The organism is Cryobacterium sp. MLB-32 (assembly GCF_000738085.1).
Classification (GTDB): Bacteria; Actinomycetota; Actinomycetes; order Actinomycetales; family Microbacteriaceae; genus Cryobacterium.
This window is the reverse complement of the sequence record NZ_JPRS01000086.1, coordinates 1-23,911: the sequence shown is the minus strand read 5'-3', so window position 1 is coordinate 23,911 and position 23,911 is coordinate 1. Positions and strand designations below refer to the sequence as shown.

The following is a 23,911-nucleotide window of genomic DNA, read 5'->3' as shown; positions in this document are numbered from 1 at the left end:
GGAGTAGTACGTGACGTCGTACCCGTTCTTCTCCATAAAGCGCACCAGCGGGTACTCGCTGCCAAAGTAGAAGTCCCGCGATGTCGATCCGGCGCGGGTGTTGAAGGGCCGGTTGTAACTCACTTTGTAGGCGCGGCCGTTTACCCCACCCGGGTAGAAGTCGCTCCCGCCGTAGTTGTTGTACGCCTGCCACGACGTATCTGACGTCTGGAACAACACACTCGCATGACTCGCTTCGTTGCGAACCACGAAGGTGATGTGACTTCGCCCGCCCGTGTCGGTGCGAGTCAGGAGGGCGATGTACACCCCGGAGACAGCGTCCGACGGCACGCTCCACGTGGCAGACGCTCCCCACGTGCCGCAGTCATAGAGATTCGTCGCGCTGTCCGAAATGCAGTCGGGCTGTTGCTGCGGCAAGGTTGCCGACGGTACGACGGTCGCCACTTTTCTGGCACCGAGCCCTTGGTACCAACCGGTGCGATAGATGTCGATCGTGTATGCCGCGGCATCCGTTTTGACCTTGAGATCTATGCTCGTGCCCACGTTCGCACTGATCTCGGACGAGTAGCCCTGAATCGTCGGATCCCCGGATCCGCTGATGTCCCACTCATCCGGAGAAACGCCGGGTTTGCTGTTCTCACAGACGATGACGTTCGACGCTGAACCGCACGGTTCAACGGCCTCCGCCCTGGCAGCGTGCACGGGCCACAGCGTACTGCCCATCACAGCGATGGTGAGCAATGCTCCGAGGAGCTGGGTCCTGCGTTGCACAGGCGAGGGCAGAGAAAGGCGCGTATTGCTCATGAATTTCAGGTTCCCACACGAGGGGAGTGAACATCTCGCCCCTTAACTGGGCGAGACCGGTCGATGCACAGGTCCGACGCTGCTGGACGCCCGGGAGGAATGAGAGGCAGAATGGGCACATGCTAGTTGCCTTTTCAGTTGCCCCCAGCGGGACCGGGCGTGTCGATGGTTCCGTTCACGACGCTGTCGCCGCCGCCGTTCGGATTGTCCGCGAGTCCGGCCTGCCCAATCACACCGACTCCATGTTCACCACGATCGAGGGCGAGTGGGCGGAGGTGTTCGAGGTTGTGCGGCGCGCCACGGAAGCGGTCGGCGAGTACGGCTCCCGCGTCTCACTCGTGCTCAAAGCAGACATTCGACCGGGTTTCGTCGGCGAGATGACCGGCAAACTTGAGCGTCTCGAGCATGCCCTGGGCGACGACGAGCAGCCGAGCTCCTAAGCCCGTAACCGGCGTTCGCCGGTACGTTCATCCCCACGATCGTACGACCACAATTCCCGCACCGCCCAGCCCAGCAACACGAATTCCAGCAGATTTCGCACGGTGAGTACGAGCACGAGCGTGGGGTCGGCCACGAGCAACCGGTCGTAGAAATACGGGTAGACCAGCTGGGTGAGGCTGGCGAGCACGAGCGCGAGCGTCGCTGGAGTGCGCCACTGGTCCCCGTGCCAGACAAGCCCGAGAATGATCGGTGCCGCGAGCCAGGAGATGAACTGCGGGGAGCCTACTTTGTTGAACGCGATGAGCGTCACCGTGAGCGCGAGGACGAGCGGCGGGAACACGGTCACGAATGCCGCCCGCCCGCGAGTCGCCCGCACACCGAGCAGAATCACGACAGCAGCCGTCAGGGCCATCAACGGGGTCATCAGGGTGCTCACGGTGTCCACACCGGGACCGAGCACCTGGAAGGTGAGGATGTCCCGGTCGTAGTAGAGCGAGCTCCCTGGCACGTGCAGGGCCGTGAGCCACATCCAGATACCGGCCACGGGCGACTCGATCTGAATCCCACGCCCGGTTTGGGCGGTCACGAAACTGAACACGTTGCTGCCACTACCGAGAATCAGCGCGACCACGACGATGCCGAGGCTGATGGCTGCCGCGAGCAGCAGCATCCGCCAGCGCTTCGGCCACACCACGACAAGAGCGGCGATCACGGCCGCGGGCCAGATTTTCACCCACGTGGCCAGCACCAGCAGAGCCGTTCCCCAGAACGGTCGGCTGCCCAGCCACAGCAACCCGATGATCGCCACCGGCACGGTGACGGAGTCGATGCGAGACAGGGCGATCGGGCCGAGCAAGAGCTGGAACAGCAGCCACCAGCACGCCACCCGTACGCGTTGCGGGCGCACCCCGCGCACGAGAACGGCGAACGCGGCCGCATCGAACAGGGTCACCAGCAGGAACCATGTGTACACGTACGCTGCGTCGCCGAGCACGATCGCGGCGCTGATCGGCATCATGGCCAGAATCGGATACACGAACGGGGTTGTGATGCCCGTGATCGTGCCGTTGCGCAGGTCGTCGGCCCAGCCACGATAGACCACTGCGAGGTCGCCCAGCGGGTTGCCGGGCCCGTAGAGGGCAAGCAGAATGATCACGACGTGAACGACGAAGAACGCGCTCCACAGGAGGGGCGCGCGCTGGGAGAGGGGTCGTGACACGTGCTTACTGTAGCCGCAGGCTTCGGGCGCCGAAATTCAGTGCTTGCCCTCGGCGGGAACGGCAAGCAAGGCCCGCATCACGGCCGGCACAGCTTCGGCCACGTCGAGCGCGGTGATCGGCCCGCCGGCGGATGCGAGCTCCGCCGCACGAGCGTGCACGAGCGCGGCGGTCGCGGCGAGGGCCGCGAGGGCATCCGCATCCGTTGCGACACGCGCGGAGTTCGTGGCCAGCAGCGCTCCGAGGATGCCGCCCAGCACGTCACCGGACCCGGCCGTCGATAGCCAGGCCGGAGCACCGGACACGGTCAAACGCGCACCCGTGGGCGAGGCGATGCGGGTGACGGCTCCCTTGAGCAACACCGTGACGCCGAGCAGCCGGGCGGCGCGGATGGCGGCCTCGGCCGGTGCCGCCGCAATCTGCTCCGCTGTCGTCTGCTTCGCCCTCGGCAGATCGTTCAGAAGCGCCGCGAGCTCACGGTAGTGCGGGGTGATCACGATCGGCCGCGCGGCATCCGCCTCCGCCACGCCGAGGCGGTCGAGCGCCCCCGCGTCACAGACGGTCGGGAGGCCCGCGTTCAGGGCCGCATCGAGCTCACGCGTCACGTCGTCGCTGCGCGTGGAACCATTGATTCCGGACCCGAGCAGCCACGCCTGCACCCTGCCGGCCGCGAGTACGACTTCCGGTCGGCGCTGCAGCACGAGCGTGCTGGCACGGCCTGGACCGATGTAGCGCACCATACCGACGCCGGTGCGTGCGGCGGCCTCGACTGCGAGCACGGCAGCGCCGGGATAGTCCTTCGATCCCGTCATCACGCCGAGAACTCCGCGCGTGTATTTGTCGTCCGTCGGCCCCGGCACGCGAATCCACGCGCGCGCCTGCTCGGCGTTCCATTCCAGCCATCCCCGAGGTTTTGCCATGTGCCCACGATAGATTGTTTCCACGACAGTCGAAGAAACCACGACGTCCGTGACGGGGGAATAACGTGTCAGCTCTCTTCGAACCGCTCACGGTTCGCGGCGTCACCATGCGCAACCGCCTCTGGGCGGCGCCGATGTGCCAGTACGCCATCGAGACCCGGGACGGTGTTCCCGCCGAGTGGCACCTCATGCATCTGGGATCCCTCTCCACCGGAGGTTCCGGCCTCGTGATCGCGGAAGCCACCGCGGTCAGCCCCGAGGGTCGCATTTCCGACAAGGACACCGGCCTCTGGAACGACGTTCAGGCTGCCGCGTGGGCTCACATCACGGCCTTCATGCACGCGCAGGGCGTGCAGGCTGGAATTCAGCTCTCGCACGCTGGCCGCAAGGCATCCGTCTGGCCCGCCTGGGGCACGGATCGGCGGGGCACGATGTCCCCGGTCGACGGCGGATGGGCCACCGTGTCAGCGTCCGCCATTCCTTTCACCGGGTATGCCACCCCCGCAGCTCTGGGGTTCTCCGGTATCAACCAGGTCGTCGCCGATTTCCGAGCAGCGGCACGCCGGGCCGTCGACGCCGGCTTCGACGTGATCGAGATCCACGCCGCACACGGCTACCTGGTGCACCAATTCCTGTCACCACTGAGCAACGAACGCACGGACGAGTTCGGCGGGTCCCTCGAGAACCGCGCACGCCTGCTCATCCGTATTCTTGTCGCCGTAAGGCAGGAGATCGGCGACGACCGGGCCCTCTTCGTGAGGTTCTCGGCCACGGATTACGCCCCCGGCGGCTGGGACGAGGAACAGACCGCAACGGTCGCGGGCTGGGCTGCCGCAGCCGGCGCGGACTTCTTCGATATCTCCACCGGCGGCAATGTGGCCGGTGCCACCATTCCGCTGGGGCCCGGCTATCAGGTGCGATTCGCACGCTTCGTGAAGGAGCAAGCGGATGTCTCGGTCAGCGCGGTCGGGCTGATCACGACGCCGCAACAGGCCGAACAAATTGTGGCCTCCGGCAGCGCCGATGCGGTGATGCTCGCCCGAGAGCTGCTGCGCAACCCCCGGTTTCCCCTGCAGGCCGCTCATGAACTCGGCGTCGACCTCGACTACTGGCCACCTCAGTTCGCCCGGGCCCGTTGGCCGGCCGAACCCGTCAGTTAGGGCACGGCCGGCTTACCGTTCACCCGACGGTCATTCGCGACGAGTGGCATCCTGCACTTCGCCCACGAGCTCCTCGATAATGTCCTCAAGGAAGAGCACCCCGGTGGTCTCCCCGAGTTCGGTGAACGACCGGGCCAGGTGGGCCCCGGAGCGACGCATGGTCGCGAGCGCGTCTTCCAGGTCGGTTTCCTCAAAAATCGAGGCGAGCTGACGGATGCGCTTGGCCGGGATCGGGTTCTTGTATTCCGAGGAATCGAGGTCGAGCACGTCTTTGAGGTGCACGTAACCGGTGGGATCCCCGTCCTCGCTCACGAGCACGAAACGCGAGAAGCCGTGCCGGGTGACCGCCTTCTCGACATCGGCGGGGGTCGCCGTCTCGGGGAGGCTGATGATGTTGGCCATCGGCACGGCAACGTCCTGCACCTTGCGCGTGGTGAATTCGAAGGTGGCCGTCAGCGCCCCGGTGCCGTCGAACAGCACGCCCTCCTTTGTGGACTGCGTGATGATCGTGGCGACCTCGTCGAGCGTGTAGGTGCTCGTGGCCTCGTTCTTGGGTTGCACGCCGAAGAGCCGCAGCACACCGTTGGCGGTGGCGTTGAGCGCCACGATCACGGGCGAAAAGATCCGGCCGATGAAGACGAGCGGCGGCGCCAGGATGAGAACGGCCTGGTCGGGAACGGAGAAGGACAGGTTCTTCGGCACCATCTCTCCGAAAACCACGTGCAGGTAGGAGACGAGCACAAGGGCGATGAGGAACGCAATCGTGCCGGTGACCTCCGCAGACAGCCCGGTCAGGCCCAGCGGCACCTCGAGCAGATGGTGAATGGCCGGCTCCGACACGTTCAGGATCAGCAGCGAACAGACGGTGATGCCCAATTGGGTCGTGGCGAGCATGAGCGTGGCGTGTTCCATCGCCCACAGCGCCGTCTTGGCGCTGCGCTTGCCCGACTCGGCGAGCGGTTCAATCTGCGAGCGTCGGGCGGAGATCACCGCGAATTCGGCACCGACAAAGAAGGCGTTGGCGGCGAGCAACACAACGAGCCACGCTATTCCTGCCCAATCGCTCATGCTTTCTTCACCTCCCCGTCAGTTGCCTCAGCCGTGGCGGTCTCCGTTTCGGTCTCGGTCTCGGTCTCGGTCTCGGGAGTGAATCTCAGTCGGTCGATACGACGGCCGTCCAGGCGTTCCACCCGGAGGTTGCCGCCCTCGATCGGCACGGTATCCCCCACAACGGGTAGCCGCCCGAGCTCGCTCATCACGTAGCCGGCCACCGTTTCAAAGGGGCCGTCATCCGGCACGATGAGACCGGCCCGTTCGAGAAGCTCATCGGGACGCAGCATGCCCGGGAAGGTCAGAGAACCCGGCGAGCGCACGACGCCCGCACGCGTACGGTCGTGTTCGTCGGCCACCTCACCCACGATCTCCTCCACGAGGTCTTCGAGCGTGGCCACACCCGCCGTTCCGCCGTATTCGTCCACGACGATGGCCATCTGATAACCGCGCCCGCGAAGTTCACTGAGCAGACCGTCGAGCTTCATGGTTTCGGGCACGCGAACGGCCTCGGTCTGCAGTCCGGAAACCGGTACGGCCGCACGACGGTTGCGCGGCACCGCGACAGCCTGTTTCACATGCACGATGCCCACGACGTCGTCGGCGCTCTCGTCAATCACCGGGAAACGGGAGTATCCGGTCTGACGCGTGAGATCGATCACCGCCTGGGCTGACGCGGTTCGGGAGATGACCGCTACCCGCGGGCGGGGTGTCATCACGTCGGAGGCGGTGTGGCCGGAGAACAGCAGCGTGCGGTGCAACAGCGTTGCCGTGTCTTTCTCGAGCAGGCCGGCGCTGGCCGATCGGCGCACGAGCGAGGACAGCTCTTCGGCAGACCGGGCACCCGAGAGCTCTTCCTTCGTCTCGATGCCCACGGCACGCAAAAGGCCGTTCGCGCTGCCATTGAGCACAAGCACAGCAGGCTTGAACACCGTCGTGAACACCGTTTGGGCCGGAATGACGAGCTTCGCGGTCTGGATCGGCAGCGCGAGGGCGAAGTTCTTCGGCACGAGCTCGCCGATGATCATCGACAGGAGGGTGGCTACAACGACAGCCGTGGTCGTGGCGATGACCGGCACAACGCCCGCCGGCACCCCCGCGCTCGTGAGCGGCCCGGTCAACATCGTGGTGATCGCCGGCTGCATGGTGTAGCCGGTGAGCAGGGTCGTGAGGGTGATCCCGAGCTGCGCGCTGGAGAGGTGCGTCGACGTGATCTTGAGTGCCGCGATCGTCAGGCCGAGGCGAGATTCGCCCCGGTCTCGTCGAGCCTCAAGTTCTGAACGGTCCAGATTGACCAAGGCGAACTCGCTGGCGACGAAGATGCCGGTACCGATGGTCAGTAACAGGCCGAACCCGAGCATGACCCATTCAAACATTGCCACCACCGGCGATCAGCAGGGTAGGCAGCGAGCGTTTATGACTGGGTGTTTCAGGTGAAGGAGGGTCGTCCATTATTCCTCCAACTATAGCGGATTCCCCTGCCCGCAACGGGTCCAGCGGGGCTACCAGGAGACCTGAAGCGCCTTGCCCTCGTCGTAGCCGGCAGCGGATTGCAGGCCCACGCGCGCTTTCTCGTGGAAGTCGGTGACCGACGTGGCCCCCGCATACGTGAAGGAACTCCGCAGGCCAGACGTGATCATGTCGAGCAGGTCTTCAACAGAGGGCCGCAGCGGATCCAGATAGATCTTGGAGCTTGAAATGCCCTCGGCGAAGAGGGTCTTTCGCGCGAGCTCATACGCATCGAGGCGCTCGAACCGCCCCTGCACGGCCTTTGTCGATGCCATGCCCCAACTTTCCTTGTAGAGGCGACCCGTAGCATCCGTATTGAGCGTTCCGGGCGCCTCCGTCGTTCCGGCAAACCACGAACCGATCATCACGGATGCCGCCCCCGCGGCCAGCGCGAGCGCCACGTCCCGGGGGTAGCGCACTCCGCCATCCGCCCACACGTGAGCGCCGAGCTCGGCCGCCGCAGCGGCGGTTTCGAGCACGGCCGAGAACTGTGGACGTCCGACGGCCGTCATCATACGGGTCGTGCACATGGCCCCTGGTCCCACGCCCACCTTTACGATGGTGGCGCCGGCGGCGATGAGATCCTGCGCCGCCTCGGCCGTCACGACGTTGCCGCCGACGATCGGCAGTCCGAGGTTCAAATCGGCGACGGCCTTGAGGGCGTCAATCATTCCGTCCTGATGGCCGTGGGCGGTATCGATCACGAGCACGTCGACGCCAGCGGCCGCCAGCGCACGCGCTTTGGCCGCAGCGTCGCCGTTGATTCCGATGGCGGCCGCGACCTTGAGCCGACCCTGCCCGTCGACAGCAGCGTCATACAGAGTGGAACGCAGGGCACTTTTTCGGCTGAGCGTGCCGACGACGATTCCGTGGTGCATCACAGGGGCGAAGTCCAGGTCGGCCTCGGTCATCAGGTCGAAGGCACGCCGAGGACCGTCCACGTCGTCGGCGTCAAGCGAAGCCATCGAGCCGTGCAGCAGATCACCCAGAAGCGCATCCCCGAGGGCGGTACGGAGGCGGGACGCCACGATGCAGCCGAGATATTCACCTTTGCTTCCGTGGATGAGGATTCCCTGGCCGTCCAGGGCCGGCACCTGCCGCAGAGCGATCTCGACGGTGTCCTCGGGGCCGAAGACGAACGGTGTGTCGAAGCGAACCGACTGGGCCTTCACCCAGCGGATGGCCGCATCGAGGTCCTGCAGGTGCATGTCCTGCGGCAGCACGCCCAGTCCGCCTCGGCGCGCGAGGGAGGCCGCGAGGCGCGGGCCGGTCACCGAGTTCATGTTCGACGAGACGATGGGCAATGTCGCTCCCGTGCCGTCACCGGGTGCAAGCGACACGTCCATGCGGCTGTGAATCGCAGATTGACCGGGCACGAGAAAGACGTCAGAGTACGTCAGGTCACTGGTGGGGGTTGTTCCATAGAACCGCATACCAGAACGCTATCCCCTGGCGGGGGTGACCGCAGCCGGTTCTAATGGGATTAGGCTTGATGCGCAGACTGACCCGGCGACGTCTTCGCCAGGGACATCCAACATCAACGCGGAGAGTGGGCGATCGGACGGTGTCAAGCCAGGTAACCGGTGGTGCTTCAGACGAAAAAACGTCAGGCGAATTCGGAGCGAATGAGTGGCTCGTAGACGAGCTCTACGAACGTTATCTCGTCGATAAGAACTCTGTGGACGAGTCCTGGTGGCCCGTTCTCGAAAGCTACCACCAGACAGCAAACGCCCCGGTGACTGAGACTCCCGGCCAGCAGACTCCGGCGGCGCAGGCTCCGGCCGCCAAGCCTCAGGCAGCGCAGCCAGCCGCAGCACCGGCGCCCACGGCCGCTCCCACCCCGGCCGCCACAGCACCGGCCGCCACGCCAACCGCAGCAGCAGCACAGCCGACGGCGCGAACTACCTCCCTCGCGCCCAAGCCAGTGCCGGTTCCGGCCGACGCGCCCGTCACGACCCCGATGCAGGTCATCACGGATGCCGCGGTTCCCGTGGCCGAAGACGTCATCACCCCGCTGCGCGGCATGGGCAAGGCCCTCGCCGCCAACATGGCCACGAGCCTCACCGTCCCGACCGCGACAAGCGTGCGCACCATCCCGGCGAAGCTGCTGATCGACAACCGCATCGTGATGAACAACCACATGAAGCGCGCTCGCGGTGGCAAGGTGTCGTTCACACACCTGATCGGCTGGGCCCTCATCCGCGCCCTGAAGATGTTCCCCAGCCAGAACGTCTACTACGACGAGGTCAACGGCAAGCCGTCCGTCGTCGCTCCGGCGCACATCGGCATGGGTCTCGCGATCGACATGCCCAAGCCCGACGGTACGCGTGCTCTGCTGGTTCCGGCCATCAAGCGCGCCGACACGATGTCCTTCGGTGAATTCCTCAGCGCGTACGAAGATCTCGTCACCCGCGCCCGCCTGAACAAGCTCACGGCGGACGACTTCGCCGGAGCGACCCTCTCGCTCACCAACCCGGGCGGCATCGGAACTGTGCACTCCGTACCGCGTCTGATGAAGGGGCAGGGCTGCATCATCGGTGCCGGCGCCCTCGACTACCCGGCCGAGTTCCAGGGCGCGAGCGTCAAGACGCTGACGAGCCTGGCCATCTCGAAAACCATCACCCTCACGAGCACCTATGACCACCGCGTCATCCAGGGTGCCGGTTCGGGAGAATTCCTCAAGATCGTGCACGAGCTGCTCATCGGCCAGCACAACTTCTACGAAGACATCTTCTCCGCCCTCCGTATCCCGTACGAGCCCATCCACTGGGCGCCGGACATCAGCGTCGACCTCGCAAGCGCCGTCGACAAGACCGCCCGTGTGCAGGAATTGATCAATTCCTTCCGCGTGCGCGGGCACCTCATGGCCGACATCGACCCGCTCGAGTACAAGCAGCGCTCGCACCCCGACCTCGACATCGCGAACCACGGACTGACGTTCTGGGACCTCGACCGTTCCTTCGTGACCGGCGGCTTCGGCGACAAACGCCTCATGCTTTTGCGCGACATCCTCGGCGTGCTCCGGGACTCGTACTGCCGCACGACGGGCATTGAGTACATGCACATTCAGGACCCGGCCCAGCGCAAGTGGGTGCAGGAGAAGATCGAGAAGACCTACGTCAAGCCCTCGCACCTTGAGCAGATGCGCATTCTCGGCAAGCTCAACGAGGCGGAAGCCTTCGAGACCTTCCTGCAGACCAAGTACGTCGGCCAGAAGCGCTTCAGCCTTGAGGGTGGCGAGTGCACGATTCCGCTGCTCGACTCGATCCTGCAGAGTGCCGCTGAGCAGGGCCTTGACGAGGTGGCCATCGGCATGGCCCACCGTGGTCGCCTCAACGTGCTCACGAACATCGCCGGAAAGACCTACGGAGAGATTTTCCGTGAGTTCGAGGGCACACAGGACCCGCGCACCGTGCACGGATCCGGCGACGTGAAGTACCACCTCGGCACCACGGGAACGTTCCGCGGCGAAGACGGTGCGGAGATCCCGGTATCCCTCGCCGCGAACCCCAGCCACCTCGAAGCCGGCGACGGCGTGCTCGAAGGCATCGTTCGGGCCAAGCAGGACCGCAAGCCCATCGGCACGTTCTCCACCCTGCCCATCCTGATCCACGGCGACGCGGCCATGGCCGGCCAGGGTGTCGTGCTCGAGACGTTGCAGATGTCCCAACTGCGCGGCTACCGCGTGGGTGGAACCATCCACATCGTCGTCAACAACCAGCTCGGCTTCACCACGACCCCCGGCGACGCGCGTTCATCCGTGTATTCGACGGACGTCGCCAAGACCATTCAGGCGCCGATCCTGCACGTGAACGGTGACGACCCTGAAGCCGTTGTGCGCGCCGCGGAGTTCGCTTTCGCGTATCGCCAGGAGTTCAAGCGCGACGTGGTCATCGATCTGATCTGCTACCGCCGCCGCGGTCACAACGAGGGCGACGACCCCTCGATGACCCAGCCGCTGATGTACAACCTGATCGAGGCCAAGCGCTCCGTGCGAAAGCTCTACACGGAGGCGCTCGTCGGACGTGGCGACATCACCGAGGAGGAATACGAAGCCGCCCACCGCGACTTCCAGGACCGCCTCGAACGTGCCTTCATGGAGACCCACGCCGCCCAGACCGCATCGATCCCCATCATCACACCAGAGATCGCCGCGAAGGCCCACGCCGAGAAGCGCGCGATCGACGAGGAAGCCGCTGCTGGCGAGCCGGCCACCACCGGTGTCTCGGAATCCGTTATTCACCTGATCGGCGATGCCTTCAACAACAAGCCCGCCGGCTTCACGGTGCACAACAAACTGCAGCAGCTGTTGCAGAAACGCCTCGACATGAGCCGTAACGGCAACATCGACTGGAGTTTCGGCGAGCTTCTCGCTCTCGGTTCCCTGCTGCTCGAAGGCACCCCCGTGCGGTTCGCCGGCCAGGATGCCCGCCGCGGCACCTTCGTGCAGCGGCACGCCGTGCTGCACGACCGCGTCAACGGCCAGGAATGGCTGCCGCTGGCCAACCTCAAGGAGAACCAGGCCAGGTTCTGGATCTACGACACCCTGCTCAGCGAGTACGCGGCGATGGGCTTCGAGTATGGCTACTCCGTGGAACGAGCCGACGCGCTCGTTCTGTGGGAAGCCCAGTTCGGGGACTTCGCCAACGGTGCGCAGACCATCATCGACGAGTTCGTATCGTCCGCCGAGCAAAAGTGGGGTCAGCGCTCCTCCGTTGTGCTGCTGCTGCCGCACGGCTATGAGGGCCAGGGTCCCGACCACTCGTCAGCACGCATCGAGCGCTTCCTGCAGCTGTGTGCCGAGAACAACATGACGGTTGCCCGCCCGTCGACGCCGGCGTCCTACTTCCACCTGCTGCGGCGTCAGGCGTACATGCGTCCGCGCCGTCCGCTCGTCGTCTTCACGCCGAAGTCGATGCTGCGACTGCGCGGTGCGACCAGCTCCGTGGCCGATCTCACGAGCGGCAAGTTCGAGCCGGTCATCGACGATGTCCGGATCGCGGACAAGGGCGCCGTCAAGCGCGTGCTCTTCCTCGCCGGCAAGCTGTACTACGACCTGCTGAACGAACTCGAGAAGAACCCGAATCCCGAGATCGCCCTCGTGCGCGTCGAGCAGTACTACCCACTCCCCGCCGTCGAGCTCAAGCACGTGGCCGACCAGTATCCGGGCGCCGAGCTCGCCTGGGTTCAGGACGAGCCGGAGAATCAGGGCGCCTGGCCGTTCTTCTACCTGGAGACCAACAAGCTCGGCCCGCGCCCGGTGCGACTGTTCTCGCGGGCGGCTTCGGCCTCACCGGCCGCAGGCTCTGCCAAGCGTCATGCCACGGAGCAGGCCGAGCTGATCCGCGACGCGCTCACGCTGTAGCCGCCGCTCACCCTGTCGCCGCACAGCCGACAAAGCCCCCCTCACGACAACCTCGGTTGTTGTGAGAGGGGCTTTGTCGTACCGGCGAATTCACCGATGCGGTGGCGGCCGGTCCGCGGTGGCGCTAGTGCGTGGACTGGATCGAACGAAGGCGAAGCAAGACCTGATCGCGCAGGTCTTCAGGCGTTGTTTCCTTGCACGCCCGCTGCACGGCGTCCGTCAGGGTCAGCCCCACCAGGTGCTCGCTGCTGCAGTCGGTGCAGGTGGCGAGGTGCTCACGAATGTCAGCAGCCTCTTCCTTGCGCAGTTCGTTGTGCAGGTACTCCTCGAGTTCGGCCTTGGCCCTCTCGCATCCACAATCGGTCATGATTTTCTGCTCCCGGATTTCAGTTCAGTGCTCGTACCGGTGCTGAGTCCTCGTTCACTCGCGTACCCGGCCAACAGCTCGCGAAGAAGTCGCCGGCCACGGTGCAGGCGGCTCATCACGGTGCCAATAGGTGTTTTCATGATTTCGGCGATCTCCTGATAGGAGAAGCCTTCGACGTCGGCGAAGTACACGGCGAGCCTGAAGTCCTCTGGAATGGACTGCAGGGCATCCTTGACCGCACTGTCCGGCAGGTGATCGATGGCCTCGGCCTCAGCTGAGCGCCCCGACATAGCCGTGGTCGACTCCGCGCCGCCCATCTGCCAGTCTTCGAGCTCATCGAGCGTGCCCTGGTATGGCTCCCGCTGCTTCTTGCGATACGCGTTGATGAACGTGTTCGTGAGAATTCGATACAGCCAGGCCTTCAGATTGGTGCCCTGCTCATACTGCGCGAAGGCAGCGAAGGCCTTCACAAAAGTCTCCTGCACGAGGTCCTGAGCGTCGGACGGGTTGCGTGTCATGCGCATGGCCGCCGCGTACAGCTGGTCGATAAAGGGCAGGGCCTGCTCTTCGAACAGGTTTCGGTTCTTTTCGCGCGCTTCATCCGGCGTTTCCGCCGGATTCAAGCTCACGGGCGTGTCTGAAGTCATCACCGGCAATTCTAGGCCGTTGATTGTGAGACTGCTGGGTCGCTCCAGGAGCGTCGACACTGCCATTGAATCCTTCCGTTACGTCGTATCCCGACTATTCTGATAACCGATGTTGATCTCGAGATATTCCAAGCCGGAGTTTGACCCCTACGGCGACAATGTGCCCGTTGAAGCGGATGAGTGGTGGCCGGCCCCCACGGCGTCCGGTCCCTTGGCGTGCACGGTCTCCCTCCCCGGCTCGAAGTCGCTGACCAACCGGGAGCTCGTGCTGGCTGCCCTCGCGGAGGGTCCCTCGTTGTTGCGCGCCCCGCTGCACTCGCGCGACAGCGACCTGATGGTCGATGCGTTGCGCCAGCTGGGCACCACCATCGAGAAGGTTCCCGGAAAAGGCTCGTTCGGCCCCGACCTTCGCACCACCCCCGGCGAGTTGCTCGGCTCTACCACGGTCGATTGCGGACTCGCGGGAACCGTCATGCGCTTTCTGCCGCCGCTGGCCGCCCTGGCCCTCGGACCCACGACATTCGACGGCGACTCCGGTGCCCGCCGACGCCCGATGGCCACCATGATCACCGCTCTGCGGGAGCTCGGCGCCGACATCAACGATGACGGTCGCCGGGCCCTGCCCTTCACCGTGCACGGCCGGGGCGCTCTCGCCGGCGGCGAGGTGACCATCGACGCGGGCGCGTCGAGCCAGTTCGTCTCTGGTCTGCTCCTCGCCGGGTCCCGCTTCGAGAACGGCCTGCACCTGCGTCATTCCGGCGAGCGCCTACCCAGCCTGCCGCACATCGAGATGACCATTGCCACTCTCGCGGCTCGCGGGGTCACCGTCCTGAGTCCGGCGGTCGGTGAGTGGACCGTCAAGCCAGGTCCGATCGCGGGTGCCGAGGTCGACATCGAACCCGATCTGTCCAACGCCGCGCCGTTCCTCGCCGCGGCGCTCGTGACCGGCGGAAGCGTCACCATTTCGGGCTGGCCCGCCTCAACCACCCAGGTGGGCGCCGACCTCGCCACGCTGCTGCCGCTCTTCGGCGCGACCGCTACCGTCCTGGGCGATCGCCTCACCGTGAGCGCTGGCAGCGGCATCCATGGGGTCGAACTCGACCTGTCCACGGGCGGCGAACTCGCCCCCACCCTCGTGGCCCTCGCGGCCCTCGCCGACTCGCCGAGCACCATCACGGGTATCGGGCACCTGCGTCACCACGAGTCGAACCGACTCGAGGCCCTCGCCACCGAGATCAACCGGCTCGGTGGCAACGTCACCGAGCTGCCCGACGGCCTGCACATCGTGCCTCAGCCCCTCACCGGCGGACAATGGCGCAGCTACGACGACCACCGCATGGCCACCGCCGGCGCCCTGATCGGGCTCGTCGTTCCCGGCGTGCTCGTGGAGAACATCGCCACCACGGCCAAGACACTCCCCCAGTTTCCCGAGCTGTGGCACGCCATGATCCCTGAGGCCACTCTCTAGATGCCGGGACACGACGCGGACAACCAGACCGACGCCTGGTGGTCGACGCCTGACGAAGACGAACCCCAGTACGACGAATCGGACGTGCGCGTGCGCGCCGGACGCAAGGGCACCAAGCCGCGTTCCAAGACCCGGCCGCAGCACGAGAACGCGCTGACCGGGCGCATTCTCACCGTCGACCGCGGGCGGTACACGGTGATGCTCGACGAGAACCTGCCCACCGAGCGTCGGGTGACGGCCGCACGGGCGAGCGAGCTGCGCAAGAAGGCCGTCGTCAACGGTGATCGCGTCGATATCGTGGGCAATACGACGGGCGACGAGGGAACCCTCGCCCGTATCGTGCGCATCGTTGACCGCGACACGCTGCTGCGTCGCAGCGCCGACGACACGGACGCCGTAGAGCGCGTCATCGTCGCCAACGCCGACCAGATGCTGATCGTGGTCGCCGCGGCCAACCCGGAGCCGCGCATCCGCTTAGTGGATCGCTACCTCGTGGCCGCGTACGACGCCGGGGTCTCCCCCATTCTCTGCATCACGAAGACCGACCTCGCCGACCCCGCCGAGTTCCTCGCCAATTTCGCCGGACTCGACCTGCCGGTGTTCCAGAGCAGCGAGGGCGAGATGCCCATCGAGGCCATCTCCACGGCGCTGGTGGGCCACGACACGGTGTTCGTGGGCCACTCGGGCGTCGGCAAGTCCACGCTCGTGAATGCGCTCGTACCCGGCACCAACCGTGCCATCGGCGTCGTGAACACCGTCACGGGCCGGGGCCGGCACACGTCGTCGTCGACCGTGTCGTTGCGACTCGAAACGGATGCCGGCCGCGGCTGGGTCATCGATACTCCCGGCGTGCGGTCCTTCGGCCTCGGTCACATCAACACCGACAACATCCTGAAGGCGTTCACCGACCTCGCCACGATTGCCGAACGCTGCCCGCGCGGCTGCACACACCTGCCCAATTCACCGGACTGCGCCATCATCGAGGCGGTCGCCGCAGGAGAACTCGGCGAGACCGGTCGGGTTCGCCTCGATTCCCTGCAGCGCCTGCTCGCGACGTTCGCCCCCGCCCGCTGACGGGCGGCACGAACTGCGGACGACGCAGCGCACCCACCGCACGCCGCAGGCGCCCGCTGGAGACCGCGGCACGCTTCGCCGTGCGCGCAAGGTCTCCCCACCTGCGCCCCCGCCGCAGATGCCCTGTGACGGCGCGAGGCAGCGCCAGCGCGAGCCAGCGCGAGCCAGCGCGAGCGCGAGCCAGCGCGAGCGCGAGGCCGGTCAAGCGACACCTGCCACGGCGACATACTGGGAGGTATGACCTCCGCTCCGAATGCACCCGCAGCGCCCGCGCCCGGACTGGTACCGGAACTGCTGATCACCGACCTGACGGTCAGCCTCAATTTCTGGGTGGGGTTGTGCGGCTTTCAGATTCTCTATGACCGGCCAGCCGAGCGGTTCGCGTATCTCCAGCTCGGCACGGCGCAGGTCATGCTCGAACAGATCGGAGTGGGCCGCAACTGGGTGCCGGGCACCCTCGAGGCACCCCTGGGCCGCGGGGTGAACTTCCAGATCTCTGTTCCGGCTACGGGCCCCGTGGCCGAACGACTCGTCGGCGCCGCCTGGCCGCTCTTCATGGCCCCCGAGACCACCTGGTACGACACCGGCGATACCCGGTCCGGCGTCACACAATTCCTCGTGCAGGACCCCGACGGCTACCTCATCCGCTTCACGTCCCCATTCGGCGTGCGTGCCTAGTCGACTCCGGCTGCGCACTGCCGGGCTCGCGGCCCTGCTCGCGCTGGCCTGTTCCCTTGCGGGGTGCAGCCTTTTCGCCCCTCCACCGCCCGACAGCATCGTCAAGGCCGTCAAAGGCACCGTCGACACGATCCGCGCGACCGACGGGGTCGTCGCAGTGACCGCCAGAATCTCACAGCAAGAGCACGCGGCCGCGCCCGTCGACGAGCACTGGACGGCCAGCATTGACGTGACCGCCGATGCGGATGCCGCCACCCTGCGACCGCTCGCCGAGGCGGTCGAGGGATACCTCGCAGCCGCTCGCGACACTGTCCCCACCGAGGCGACCGTGCGCTTGCCGGCAGAACACGGAGGCGCCACGATTGTGCTGACCCTCGGCGCCATGGGGCCGAAGGTCCATTCGGCCGGGCAGCTGGCCGATGCCGCGGTGGCTCTACGTCACATCGAGCATGCGAGCCGGGTACGTGCAGCGAGCGGAGACGCACACCTCACCCTCACGATCGACTCCCGGGCTCAGGTGAACGCGGCCGTCGCCGCGCTGCGTACCCTCCCCGAATTCGGCCAGGGAGCGCTGGCCGCCGTCACCGTCGAAGCCGAGTCGTCCTCCGGCCGCAGCGCCGGCAGCGTGACCGTGACCGCGACGCCAGACTCAGAGGATGCAGGCGGCAGCGGGGTGCCACACGCGGCCGTCCCCGACACGACGGCTCCGGATCACGAAACCCCCGACGGCGGCGCCGGCGACTCCCCCGTGGTCGTGTCGCTCGACCCCGCGGCGGCGGACGCACAGCTGCAGTCCGACCTGGCGCGCGTCACCGCCCTCCTCAACGAGGCCGGGGACACGGCCGGCATTCGCGGCGTGGCCACCGTCGCGATCACCGCGTGCGAGACCGGGGTCGGCGAGCAGGTGAGCGGTCGCGTGCTGCTGCCCATTTTTGAGATCGTCGACAGCCCCATGGCGCCGTTCGACGCCGTCGTCGAGTCGTGGAAACGCCGGGGATTCATCGCGACCGATCGTGCCATGGGCACTGACTTGTACACACAACAGGATCGATCGGATTCCGTGCGCAGCATCACCATTGGCGGGACATCGGAGGGTCTGTACCTCGTCGCGGAGTCCGTCTGCGTCGTCTCCGGCTGACGCACAGCCTCCTCCCCAGACCAGCTAGCGTGTAGTCATGACGGATTCAATGCGGCTTGCGCCCGGCGACACGGCCCCCCAATTCACCCTGACCGACCAGGACGGCGCATCCGTCTCCCTCGCCGATTATGCCGGCAGCAAAGTGGTCGTGTACTTCTATCCGGCCGCGATGACCCCGGGCTGCACGAAGCAGGCCTGCGACTTCCGTGACAACCTGGGCTCCCTGAAATCGGCCGGGTACCACGTCCTCGGCGTGTCGAAGGACGCACCGGCCAAGCTCAAGAAGTTCCAGGAGCACGACGCAGTCAACTTCCCCCTGCTGAGCGACACCGAACTCGACGTTCACCGGGCCTACGGGGCGTGGGGAGAGAAGAACCTGTACGGCAAGACCGTCACCGGCGTGCTTCGGTCCACGTTCGTGATCGATGAGGCCGGCACCGTCCAGCTCGCGCTCTACAACGTGAAGGCCACCGGCCACGTGGCGAGCCTGCGCAAGAAGCTCGGCCTCGACGCCTGACCCAAGGGTGGTCGAGCCCTACTCGGTGGGATGGCTCGTGGCCGCCACAATCTTGGGCGTGAACGCCAGCACAATCACCACGAGTGACGGCAGCAGAATCGCCCACCCCAGGTCGGGCCGGGCGTACAGTCCCTGAAAGCACCCGACGGCCACCATGATCTGCACGAGCTGCCAGGTGACTGCTCCGCCGCGAATCCACGGTCGCCGGCGAATCGCTCCGATGGTGATCGCGCTCACCCACACCGCCGCGATAACCGCGAGCGCAAGAATGGCCAGCCCGCCCCCGAGTGAGGCGGGTTTCTGGGTCAGGAGCTCGATGATGAGCCACCCGGCGACGAGCCACAACACCACCGCTTCGACGGCCAGAAGCACCACGAAAACGACCATTCCGGGCACGCGAACCAGCTCGCGCGCCTCCGCGCGCAGCCGAGTCCACGGGTGCTGATCTGGCTCTTCTCGCTGAGTCACAGGTATATTCCATTCAAAACTATTGATTTGACCCACCTATTATGGGACGATATTTGAGGTCCGGTTGACGCTCACAGGGACGTGAGCTTATCTAGCGTGTTTAGATCTGAGCTTTTCCTGCAACCGACCATTCCCCGCAACTCTGGCCAATCGGCCGTGCACCCCGCAACAAAGGAGCATCTCTATGGACTGGCGCGACAAAGCTGCCTGCCTCACTGCCGACCCGGAACTTTTCTTTCCGGTAGGTAACACTGGACCCGCAGTGGACCAGATCGAGAAGGCAAAGTCGGTGTGTGCACGATGCAACGTCACCGAAGTATGCCTCCAGTATGCACTCGAAACCGGTCAGGACTCGGGCGTCTGGGGCGGCCTCAGCGAAGACGAACGTCGCGCCCTCAAGCGCCGCGCCGCACGCGCCCGTCGCGCTTCCTAAGCCCGACGCTTTCTGTTCGAGCCTGCAGCCTCCGGTTTTCACCGGTTGGCCGCAGGCTCGTTTTGCTATGCGCGCTCGGAGCGCGCGCCCTGAGGCGGGACCGCTCCCGGCAGCTTGGCGCGCGGCCGCACGAGCGGCAGCACCGGACTGCACCGGGCGCGCACGCGGCGCTGCCCAGCGACCGGAGCCACCGAGAAGTGCAGTGCCGTCGGGCATGGCTCAGGTTTCCCGCATGAAGCGCAGCGGGATCTCGATCGTGACCTCTGTGCCGCTGCCCATCATGGTGTGCCAGTCGATGGTGCCGCCGAGTTCGCCCTGAATGAGTGTCCGCACGATCTGGGTGCCGAGCCCCGAGCCGACCTTGCCTTCCGGCAGGCCCGATCCGGTGTCGCGCACCATCACGGTGAGGGTCTCTTCGCTGCGCTTCGCTTCGATGGACACCTCGCCTTCTCGCCCGGCCAGCCCGTGTTCCACGGCGTTGGTCACGAGTTCGGTGAGCACGAGAGCGAGCGGGGTGGCGTAGGCGCTCGGCAGGGTGCCGAAGCTGCCCGATGACTTGGGATGCACCGTGGTGTTGTGCGCGGATGCCACCTCGACCGTGAGCAGAAGCACCCGCTCGAACACGGCATCGAAGTCGACGATCTGACTGAGTCCCTCCGACAGGGTGTCGTGCACCACTGCGATCGCCGCGACCCGTCGCATGGCCTGGGTCAGCGCCTCGCGTGCACGGTCGGACTGGGTCCGCCGAGCCTGGATGCGGAGGAGCGATGCGACGGTCTGCAGGTTGTTCTTGACCCGGTGGTGGATCTCCCGAATCGTCGCGTCCTTCGTGATGAGCTCACGCTCCTGGTGGCGCAGCTCGGTCACGTCGCGACACAGCACAATCGCGCCGACACGCTCACCGTGGTTGCGGATCGGGATCGCGCGCAGAGACACGGTCACCCCCCGGGCCTCAATGTCGGTGCGCCACGGGGCGCGGCCCGTGACGACGAGAGGCAAGGATTCGTCAACGACAGCTGTGCCGGTTCCGGCCAGCAGGCTCGTGGTCACTTCGGCGAGAGATTCGCCCTCCAGCTCGTCGGCGAACCCCATCCGGTTGAACGCGGAGAGGGCGTTCGGGCTGGCAAACGTGGTCAAGCCGTCGACGTCGACGCGGATAAGCCCGTCGGAAGCACGGGGAGCCCCGCGCCGCGGACCGGTGGGCGCACCCAGATCGGGGAAGTCACCGGAGGCGATCATATCGAACAGGTCGCTGGCGCAATCGTTGAAGGTGAGTTCCTGCCGGCTCGGTGAACGAGCCTCGCTCAGGTTGGTGTGGCGCGTGAGCACCGCGATGGGGACCGGCGCGACCTGGGTGCCCGAGGCGCTCAGGCGCCTCAGCACGGGGATAGCGCGCACGCGGGTGGGCGTTTCCTCGTACCAGTCCGGAACGGTGGTGTCCACGATCCTGGCCGTCTCGAAAGCCTCGGTGACCTGTTTGCGCCACTCGGCCTTGATGTTCTGCCCCACGAAGTCACGATAGAACAGGGTTGCGGCGCTCGAGGGCCGGGCATGCGCGACCGCAACAAAGCTGCCGCTCTCGGTCGGAACCCACACGACGATATCGGCGAAGGCAAGATCCGCCAGCAGCTGACCATCCGCGACCAGCATGTGCAGCCAATCCACATCCTCCGCGCTGCTGCGGCCCTGGGCAAGTACGAGTTCACTAAGCGTCGACACGATCAATAGCCTAGGCCAGCGCAAGCCCCGTCATTCCCGTCCCGGCGCACATAATGCGCCATCATGAAAGCATGAGCGAGAAACACGCACGGCCAGACCGAACCATGGTCATCATCTCGGTCATCATCGGGGCGCTCGTTGTCGTCGCTGTGGCGGTCGTCTTCTCCAGCGGGACACCGGAGCCACTGGACCGGGCCACCCCAGAGGGCGCTGTCCAGCGCTACGCCACCGCGGTGCTCGCGGGTGATGAAAAGACCGCGGCCCTCTATCTGACCCAGACGGCCCTCGACTCGTGCGACCGGCTCGATCGACCCTCCACGGACAACATCAGCGTGAGTTTGGTGTCGACGACCATCCGGGACGACACCGCCGACGTGGCGGTGTCGATAACAACCTCATACAAGAACGGACCATTCGGCTCCTCCGAGTACCGGAGCGACGGTGTCGTCGATCTGGTCAAGACCGACGGGGCCTGGCGCATCGAGAGCGCTCCCTGGGAACTCACCATCTGCCCGAAACCGAAAGCTACGCCATGATCATCAGCATCATTCTGGTCGGCGTGATCCTCGTGATCGGCGCCGGCATCGCCATCGGGGTTCGCGCATCCGCTCGGGCAGCACGGACGGGCCCCGTCACGACGCCGCAGCCGACCGCACGCCGGGTGGTGGTGCTCATCCTGCTGTTCGCCCTCGTGGTGACAGCCGCCGTCGGGTTGAGCGGGCTGCTCGGGCGGGTCCTCGACTCCAGCACCGTGATCGCGACGAACGATGTGTCCAGCCTTGCCCGTTCTCTCGCATTCACCCTGATCGCCGGTCCGCTCGCGGCGGTACTCTGGTGGGCCCAGTGGCGACGCATCGGCGACGATGAACGAGGCTCCGTGGCCTGGGGCCTCTACGTGGCCGGCATGAGCAGCGTCGCGCTCATCACGTTCAGCGTCAGTCTTCTCACCGCCGCCGCCCTGGTGGTTCGCGGCGACGGACAACCGGGACTGTTCGCCACGGGAATCGTCTGGGCAGGCGTCTGGGCCTGGCACCGATGGATGAGCGGGGCCGCGGCTCAGAGCCCCACCCGGCTGGTAACCGTGGCGCCGGTCATCGGATCGGTCTTCGGGCTTCTGCTCGCCCTCGGCGGCAGCATCACCGCCCTCGGTTCGCTGCTTGACGCTGCCGTGAACGTCGTCACCGCGAACACGTCCTTCGGCGAGCCGTGGTGGTACTCCACCCTGCAAGCGCTGGTCTGGTGTCTGGGCGGCGTGGTTATCTGGTGGTGGCACTGGTTCCACGACGATGCCCGCGGCCTGCGCGGGGGCCTTGCCGATGTGGCCCTCGTCGTCGTCGGCATAGCGCTGGCCGCCGGCATCACCCTGGTCGGGTCCGCAACGACGCTTTTCGTGCTGCTGCGGCTGGCGGTCGACCGCACAGACCCGATCAACCGTGTTCTCGAGCCGCTCGGCGTGGCCGCCGCCGCCGCGGGCTGTGGCGCCCTCGTCTGGGCGTATCACCGGGGCCAGTCCCGCCTGCGCTCACCGTCGACCAGACTCGCCGGTGTTCTCGTGACCTCCGGCGTGGGGTTGATCACGGCGGCCTCCGGCCTGGGCGTGATCGTGAACGCCCTCCTCGCGAGCCTCGCCCCGGTGTTCGTCGGTTCCGACGCACGCACGCTGCTCCTCGGGGGGATCAGCGCACTCGTCGTGGGCGGCCCGGTCTGGTGGCTGTCCTGGAAACCGACCGCCGCCGTCGACCCCACAGAGGCGGGCAATACTGGGCGCCGTCTGTACCTCATCCTGGTGTTCGGCGCGAGCGCCGTGGTCGCCATCATCACCCTCCTGGTGATCGGCTTTCGCCTGTTCGAATTCCTGCTCGGAGACGCGACCGGCGCGAGCATTGTCGATCGTGTGCGCGCCCCCTTCGGCCTGCTGGTAGCCACTGGCCTGGTCGCTGCGTACCACTTCGCCGTGTGGCGGCGGGATCGGTCGACGGCACCGGCAAAACCGGACCGGCGTATCGGCCGAGTCATCCTCGTGACCGGCGCTGAGCCAGAGCCTCTCACCCGTGCCATCGCTGACCTCACCGGGGCGCCCGTCACGGTCTGGCGCCGCTCCGCGCCTGCGGGCTCGACCGAATCGGCGGAATCGGCGGTGCCGGACTCAGCCACGATCGACAAGCTCACGGCGGCGCTCACCGACCTGGACGCGAGCCGGGTACTCATCGTGACCGGCCCTCACGGCCGGCTCGAGGTCATCGCACTGCAGGACTGATGAGACTCACGCGCGGCACGGGGCAACTCTCGCCCTCTCGTGCACAAGGCGGGCGATGTCGCGCCTGAAGGCGTTGAATCCGGCGAGGTCACATCGCGCTTGTCGCCGAAGGCCTCACCCCCTGTCGTATCCTCCCCAAGAGCTCGAGGGTGTAGCGATCCACGACACGCAGCAGGTCGACCGTCATGAGAAAGCGTTCCCTGAGCCCGGTCGCCTGAGCACGGGCCACCCCCGTGCTGGCGCGGCCCGCACTTAACGTTCTCCCGAACCCGTGCCGCATCCGCTCGAGCCCACCACAGGAACGATCTCGCCGACCGCAACGTCACGGTCGAAATCGAGGAGTGTCGCACCGACATCCAGCGAGCATCCTGTCGTCTTGCTCACTATTCGTGCCACGGAACTGCGTGGTGCCCAGCAGCAATAACGGTCAGCATGTCAATTCGCTGACCTGTGACGGTCAGTGAGTCTGCGACAAGGAACGGAAAATTGGACGTCTGTATAGCAAGCGTGATCAGCCCAATGATGCTGGCGACAATGAACCGTGACTCGTTCTCGACGTTGGTCTCCTCGAAGATCAACCCGGCTCGTCGTGCTTCGTCCAAGTAGTCAGCAATGCGGGTCAGCCAGGCGTTAGAGTTCTCTGACGAACCCTGCCGGAGAAGCTCGGGTTCATGTCCAA

23 protein-coding genes are annotated in these 23,911 nt (G+C 66.1%); 11 read left to right on the top strand and 12 right to left on the bottom strand.

What is annotated here, in order from left to right; all coding sequences use genetic code 11:
• On the bottom strand, positions 1 to 804 hold an 804-nt coding region (locus JF66_RS10475; RefSeq protein WP_035877666.1), incomplete at its 3' end, for a N,N-dimethylformamidase beta subunit family domain-containing protein.
• A 119-nt stretch (positions 805 to 923) separates the two neighbouring features.
• Here JF66_RS10475 and JF66_RS10470 point away from each other — a divergent pair.
• A complete protein-coding gene (locus tag JF66_RS10470) occupies positions 924 to 1,244 on the top strand; it encodes a thiamine-binding protein (protein ID WP_035877663.1) in 321 nt (106 codons plus the stop codon).
• Here JF66_RS10470 and JF66_RS10465 read toward each other — a convergent pair.
• Complete coding sequence (locus JF66_RS10465; RefSeq protein WP_051973407.1) at positions 1,241 to 2,464, bottom strand: glycosyltransferase 87 family protein; 1,224 nt, start codon at positions 2,462 to 2,464, stop codon at positions 1,241 to 1,243. The two genes, JF66_RS10470 and JF66_RS10465, sit on opposite strands and share 4 nt — an antisense overlap.
• Positions 2,465 to 2,500: 36 nt before the next feature.
• Complete coding sequence (locus JF66_RS10460; protein WP_035877661.1) at positions 2,501 to 3,382, bottom strand: ADP/ATP-dependent (S)-NAD(P)H-hydrate dehydratase; 882 nt, start codon at positions 3,380 to 3,382, stop codon at positions 2,501 to 2,503.
• A 65-nt stretch (positions 3,383 to 3,447) separates the two neighbouring features.
• Here JF66_RS10460 and JF66_RS10455 point away from each other — a divergent pair, with 65 nt between their 5' ends.
• Positions 3,448 to 4,542 (top strand): NADH:flavin oxidoreductase/NADH oxidase, encoded by a 1,095-nt coding sequence (locus JF66_RS10455; RefSeq protein ID WP_035877660.1) that lies wholly within the window; start codon positions 3,448 to 3,450, stop codon positions 4,540 to 4,542.
• Positions 4,543 to 4,572: 30 nt separating this feature from the next.
• Here JF66_RS10455 and JF66_RS10450 read toward each other — a convergent pair whose 3' ends face one another.
• The 3 genes from JF66_RS10450 to JF66_RS10440 all read right to left on the bottom strand — a co-directional run bounded on the left by JF66_RS10450 (position 4,573) and on the right by JF66_RS10440 (position 8,534).
• Positions 4,573 to 5,610, bottom strand: a complete 1,038-nt coding sequence (locus JF66_RS10450; RefSeq protein ID WP_035877658.1) for a hemolysin family protein — start codon at positions 5,608 to 5,610, stop codon at positions 4,573 to 4,575.
• On the bottom strand, positions 5,607 to 6,968 hold the full coding sequence (locus JF66_RS10445) for a hemolysin family protein (protein WP_051973406.1): 1,362 nt from the start codon (positions 6,966 to 6,968) through the stop codon (positions 5,607 to 5,609). The genes JF66_RS10450 and JF66_RS10445 overlap by 4 nt, the downstream gene beginning before the upstream one ends.
• A 126-nt stretch (positions 6,969 to 7,094) precedes the next feature.
• Positions 7,095 to 8,534 carry a GuaB1 family IMP dehydrogenase-related protein gene (locus JF66_RS10440; protein WP_035877653.1) on the bottom strand — a complete coding sequence of 480 codons (1,440 nt, stop codon included), beginning with the start codon at positions 8,532 to 8,534 and terminating at the stop codon, positions 7,095 to 7,097.
• Between the two features lie 131 nt (positions 8,535 to 8,665).
• Here JF66_RS10440 and JF66_RS10435 point away from each other — a divergent pair, with 131 nt between their 5' ends.
• Complete coding sequence (locus tag JF66_RS10435) at positions 8,666 to 12,466, top strand: multifunctional oxoglutarate decarboxylase/oxoglutarate dehydrogenase thiamine pyrophosphate-binding subunit/dihydrolipoyllysine-residue succinyltransferase subunit (protein WP_035877672.1); 3,801 nt, start codon at positions 8,666 to 8,668, stop codon at positions 12,464 to 12,466.
• 124 nt (positions 12,467 to 12,590) lie between these two features.
• On the opposite strand, the gene JF66_RS10430 is transcribed toward JF66_RS10435, so the two are convergent.
• Complete coding sequence (locus tag JF66_RS10430) at positions 12,591 to 12,833, bottom strand: anti-sigma factor (protein WP_035877650.1); 243 nt, start codon at positions 12,831 to 12,833, stop codon at positions 12,591 to 12,593.
• On the bottom strand, positions 12,830 to 13,480 hold the full coding sequence (locus JF66_RS10425) for a sigma-70 family RNA polymerase sigma factor (RefSeq protein WP_051973409.1): 651 nt from the start codon (positions 13,478 to 13,480) through the stop codon (positions 12,830 to 12,832). The genes JF66_RS10430 and JF66_RS10425 overlap by 4 nt, the downstream gene beginning before the upstream one ends.
• Positions 13,481 to 13,589: 109 nt before the next feature.
• Here JF66_RS10425 and aroA point away from each other — a divergent pair, with 109 nt between their 5' ends.
• The 5 genes from aroA to bcp all read left to right on the top strand — a co-directional run bounded on the left by aroA (position 13,590) and on the right by bcp (position 18,355).
• Complete coding sequence (aroA, locus tag JF66_RS10420; RefSeq protein ID WP_035877647.1) at positions 13,590 to 14,948, top strand: 3-phosphoshikimate 1-carboxyvinyltransferase; 1,359 nt, start codon at positions 13,590 to 13,592, stop codon at positions 14,946 to 14,948.
• A complete protein-coding gene (gene rsgA / locus JF66_RS10415) occupies positions 14,949 to 16,022 on the top strand; it encodes a ribosome small subunit-dependent GTPase A (protein ID WP_035877643.1) in 1,074 nt (357 codons plus the stop codon).
• A 237-nt stretch (positions 16,023 to 16,259) separates the two neighbouring features.
• Positions 16,260 to 16,700, top strand: coding sequence for a glyoxalase (locus JF66_RS10410; RefSeq protein ID WP_051973405.1), 441 nt, complete (start codon positions 16,260 to 16,262; stop codon positions 16,698 to 16,700).
• Positions 16,693 to 17,838 carry a hypothetical protein gene (locus tag JF66_RS10405; RefSeq protein WP_035877641.1) on the top strand — a complete coding sequence of 382 codons (1,146 nt, stop codon included), beginning with the start codon at positions 16,693 to 16,695 and terminating at the stop codon, positions 17,836 to 17,838. The genes JF66_RS10410 and JF66_RS10405 overlap by 8 nt, the downstream gene beginning before the upstream one ends.
• Positions 17,839 to 17,875: 37 nt before the next feature.
• A complete protein-coding gene (bcp, locus tag JF66_RS10400) occupies positions 17,876 to 18,355 on the top strand; it encodes a thioredoxin-dependent thiol peroxidase (protein WP_035877640.1) in 480 nt (159 codons plus the stop codon).
• A gap of 18 nt (positions 18,356 to 18,373) precedes the next feature.
• On the opposite strand, the gene JF66_RS10395 is transcribed toward bcp, so the two are convergent.
• Positions 18,374 to 18,823 carry a hypothetical protein gene (locus JF66_RS10395; protein ID WP_156109738.1) on the bottom strand — a complete coding sequence of 150 codons (450 nt, stop codon included), beginning with the start codon at positions 18,821 to 18,823 and terminating at the stop codon, positions 18,374 to 18,376.
• A 184-nt stretch (positions 18,824 to 19,007) separates the two neighbouring features.
• On the opposite strand from JF66_RS10395, the gene JF66_RS10390 reads away from it, so the two are divergent.
• The gene (locus JF66_RS10390) at positions 19,008 to 19,256 is read left to right on the top strand and encodes a WhiB family transcriptional regulator (protein WP_035837005.1); all 249 of its coding nucleotides are present in this window, start codon (positions 19,008 to 19,010) and stop codon (positions 19,254 to 19,256) included.
• Positions 19,257 to 19,475: 219 nt separating this feature from the next.
• Here the strand turns inward: JF66_RS10390 and JF66_RS10385 are convergent, their stop codons facing one another.
• The gene (locus tag JF66_RS10385) at positions 19,476 to 20,975 is read right to left on the bottom strand and encodes a sensor histidine kinase (protein ID WP_035877668.1); all 1,500 of its coding nucleotides are present in this window, start codon (positions 20,973 to 20,975) and stop codon (positions 19,476 to 19,478) included.
• A gap of 71 nt (positions 20,976 to 21,046) precedes the next feature.
• Here JF66_RS10385 and JF66_RS10380 point away from each other — a divergent pair, with 71 nt between their 5' ends.
• Together JF66_RS10380 and JF66_RS10375 are read left to right on the top strand one after the other, a co-directional pair.
• On the top strand, positions 21,047 to 21,511 hold the full coding sequence (locus JF66_RS10380; protein WP_035877638.1) for a hypothetical protein: 465 nt from the start codon (positions 21,047 to 21,049) through the stop codon (positions 21,509 to 21,511).
• Positions 21,508 to 23,232 (top strand): DUF5671 domain-containing protein, encoded by a 1,725-nt coding sequence (locus JF66_RS10375; RefSeq protein WP_231556373.1) that lies wholly within the window; start codon positions 21,508 to 21,510, stop codon positions 23,230 to 23,232. The genes JF66_RS10380 and JF66_RS10375 overlap by 4 nt, the downstream gene beginning before the upstream one ends.
• Positions 23,233 to 23,484: 252 nt before the next feature.
• On the opposite strand, the gene JF66_RS25020 is transcribed toward JF66_RS10375, so the two are convergent.
• Complete coding sequence (locus JF66_RS25020; protein ID WP_255351524.1) at positions 23,485 to 23,616, bottom strand: hypothetical protein; 132 nt, start codon at positions 23,614 to 23,616, stop codon at positions 23,485 to 23,487.
• A partial coding sequence (locus JF66_RS10370) for a hypothetical protein (protein WP_035877636.1) occupies positions 23,616 to 23,911 on the bottom strand: 296 nt, incomplete at its 5' end. The genes JF66_RS10370 and JF66_RS25020, both read right to left, overlap by 1 nt.

Bases quoted from the DNA above. Each gene is read 5' to 3' on its own strand.
- JF66_RS10460 (WP_035877661.1), bottom strand. From the start codon at position 3,382: ATGGCAAAACCTCGGGGATGGCTGGAATGGAACGCCGAGCAGGCGCGC.
- JF66_RS10410 (WP_051973405.1), top strand. From the start codon at position 16,260: ATGACCTCCGCTCCGAATGCACCCGCAGCGCCCGCGCCCGGACTGGTA.
- JF66_RS10375 (WP_231556373.1), top strand. From the start codon at position 21,508: ATGATCATCAGCATCATTCTGGTCGGCGTGATCCTCGTGATCGGCGCC.
- JF66_RS10430 (WP_035877650.1), bottom strand. From the start codon at position 12,833: ATGACCGATTGTGGATGCGAGAGGGCCAAGGCCGAACTCGAGGAGTAC.
- JF66_RS10470 (WP_035877663.1), top strand. From the start codon at position 924: ATGCTAGTTGCCTTTTCAGTTGCCCCCAGCGGGACCGGGCGTGTCGAT.
- aroA (WP_035877647.1), top strand. From the start codon at position 13,590: ATGTTGATCTCGAGATATTCCAAGCCGGAGTTTGACCCCTACGGCGAC.
- JF66_RS10425 (WP_051973409.1), bottom strand. From the start codon at position 13,480: ATGACTTCAGACACGCCCGTGAGCTTGAATCCGGCGGAAACGCCGGAT.
- JF66_RS10450 (WP_035877658.1), bottom strand. From the start codon at position 5,610: ATGAGCGATTGGGCAGGAATAGCGTGGCTCGTTGTGTTGCTCGCCGCC.
- JF66_RS10380 (WP_035877638.1), top strand. From the start codon at position 21,047: ATGAGCGAGAAACACGCACGGCCAGACCGAACCATGGTCATCATCTCG.
- JF66_RS10390 (WP_035837005.1), top strand. From the start codon at position 19,008: ATGGACTGGCGCGACAAAGCTGCCTGCCTCACTGCCGACCCGGAACTT.
- rsgA (WP_035877643.1), top strand. From the start codon at position 14,949: ATGCCGGGACACGACGCGGACAACCAGACCGACGCCTGGTGGTCGACG.
- JF66_RS10440 (WP_035877653.1), bottom strand. From the start codon at position 8,534: ATGCGGTTCTATGGAACAACCCCCACCAGTGACCTGACGTACTCTGAC.
- bcp (WP_035877640.1), top strand. From the start codon at position 17,876: ATGACGGATTCAATGCGGCTTGCGCCCGGCGACACGGCCCCCCAATTC.
- JF66_RS10445 (WP_051973406.1), bottom strand. From the start codon at position 6,968: ATGTTTGAATGGGTCATGCTCGGGTTCGGCCTGTTACTGACCATCGGT.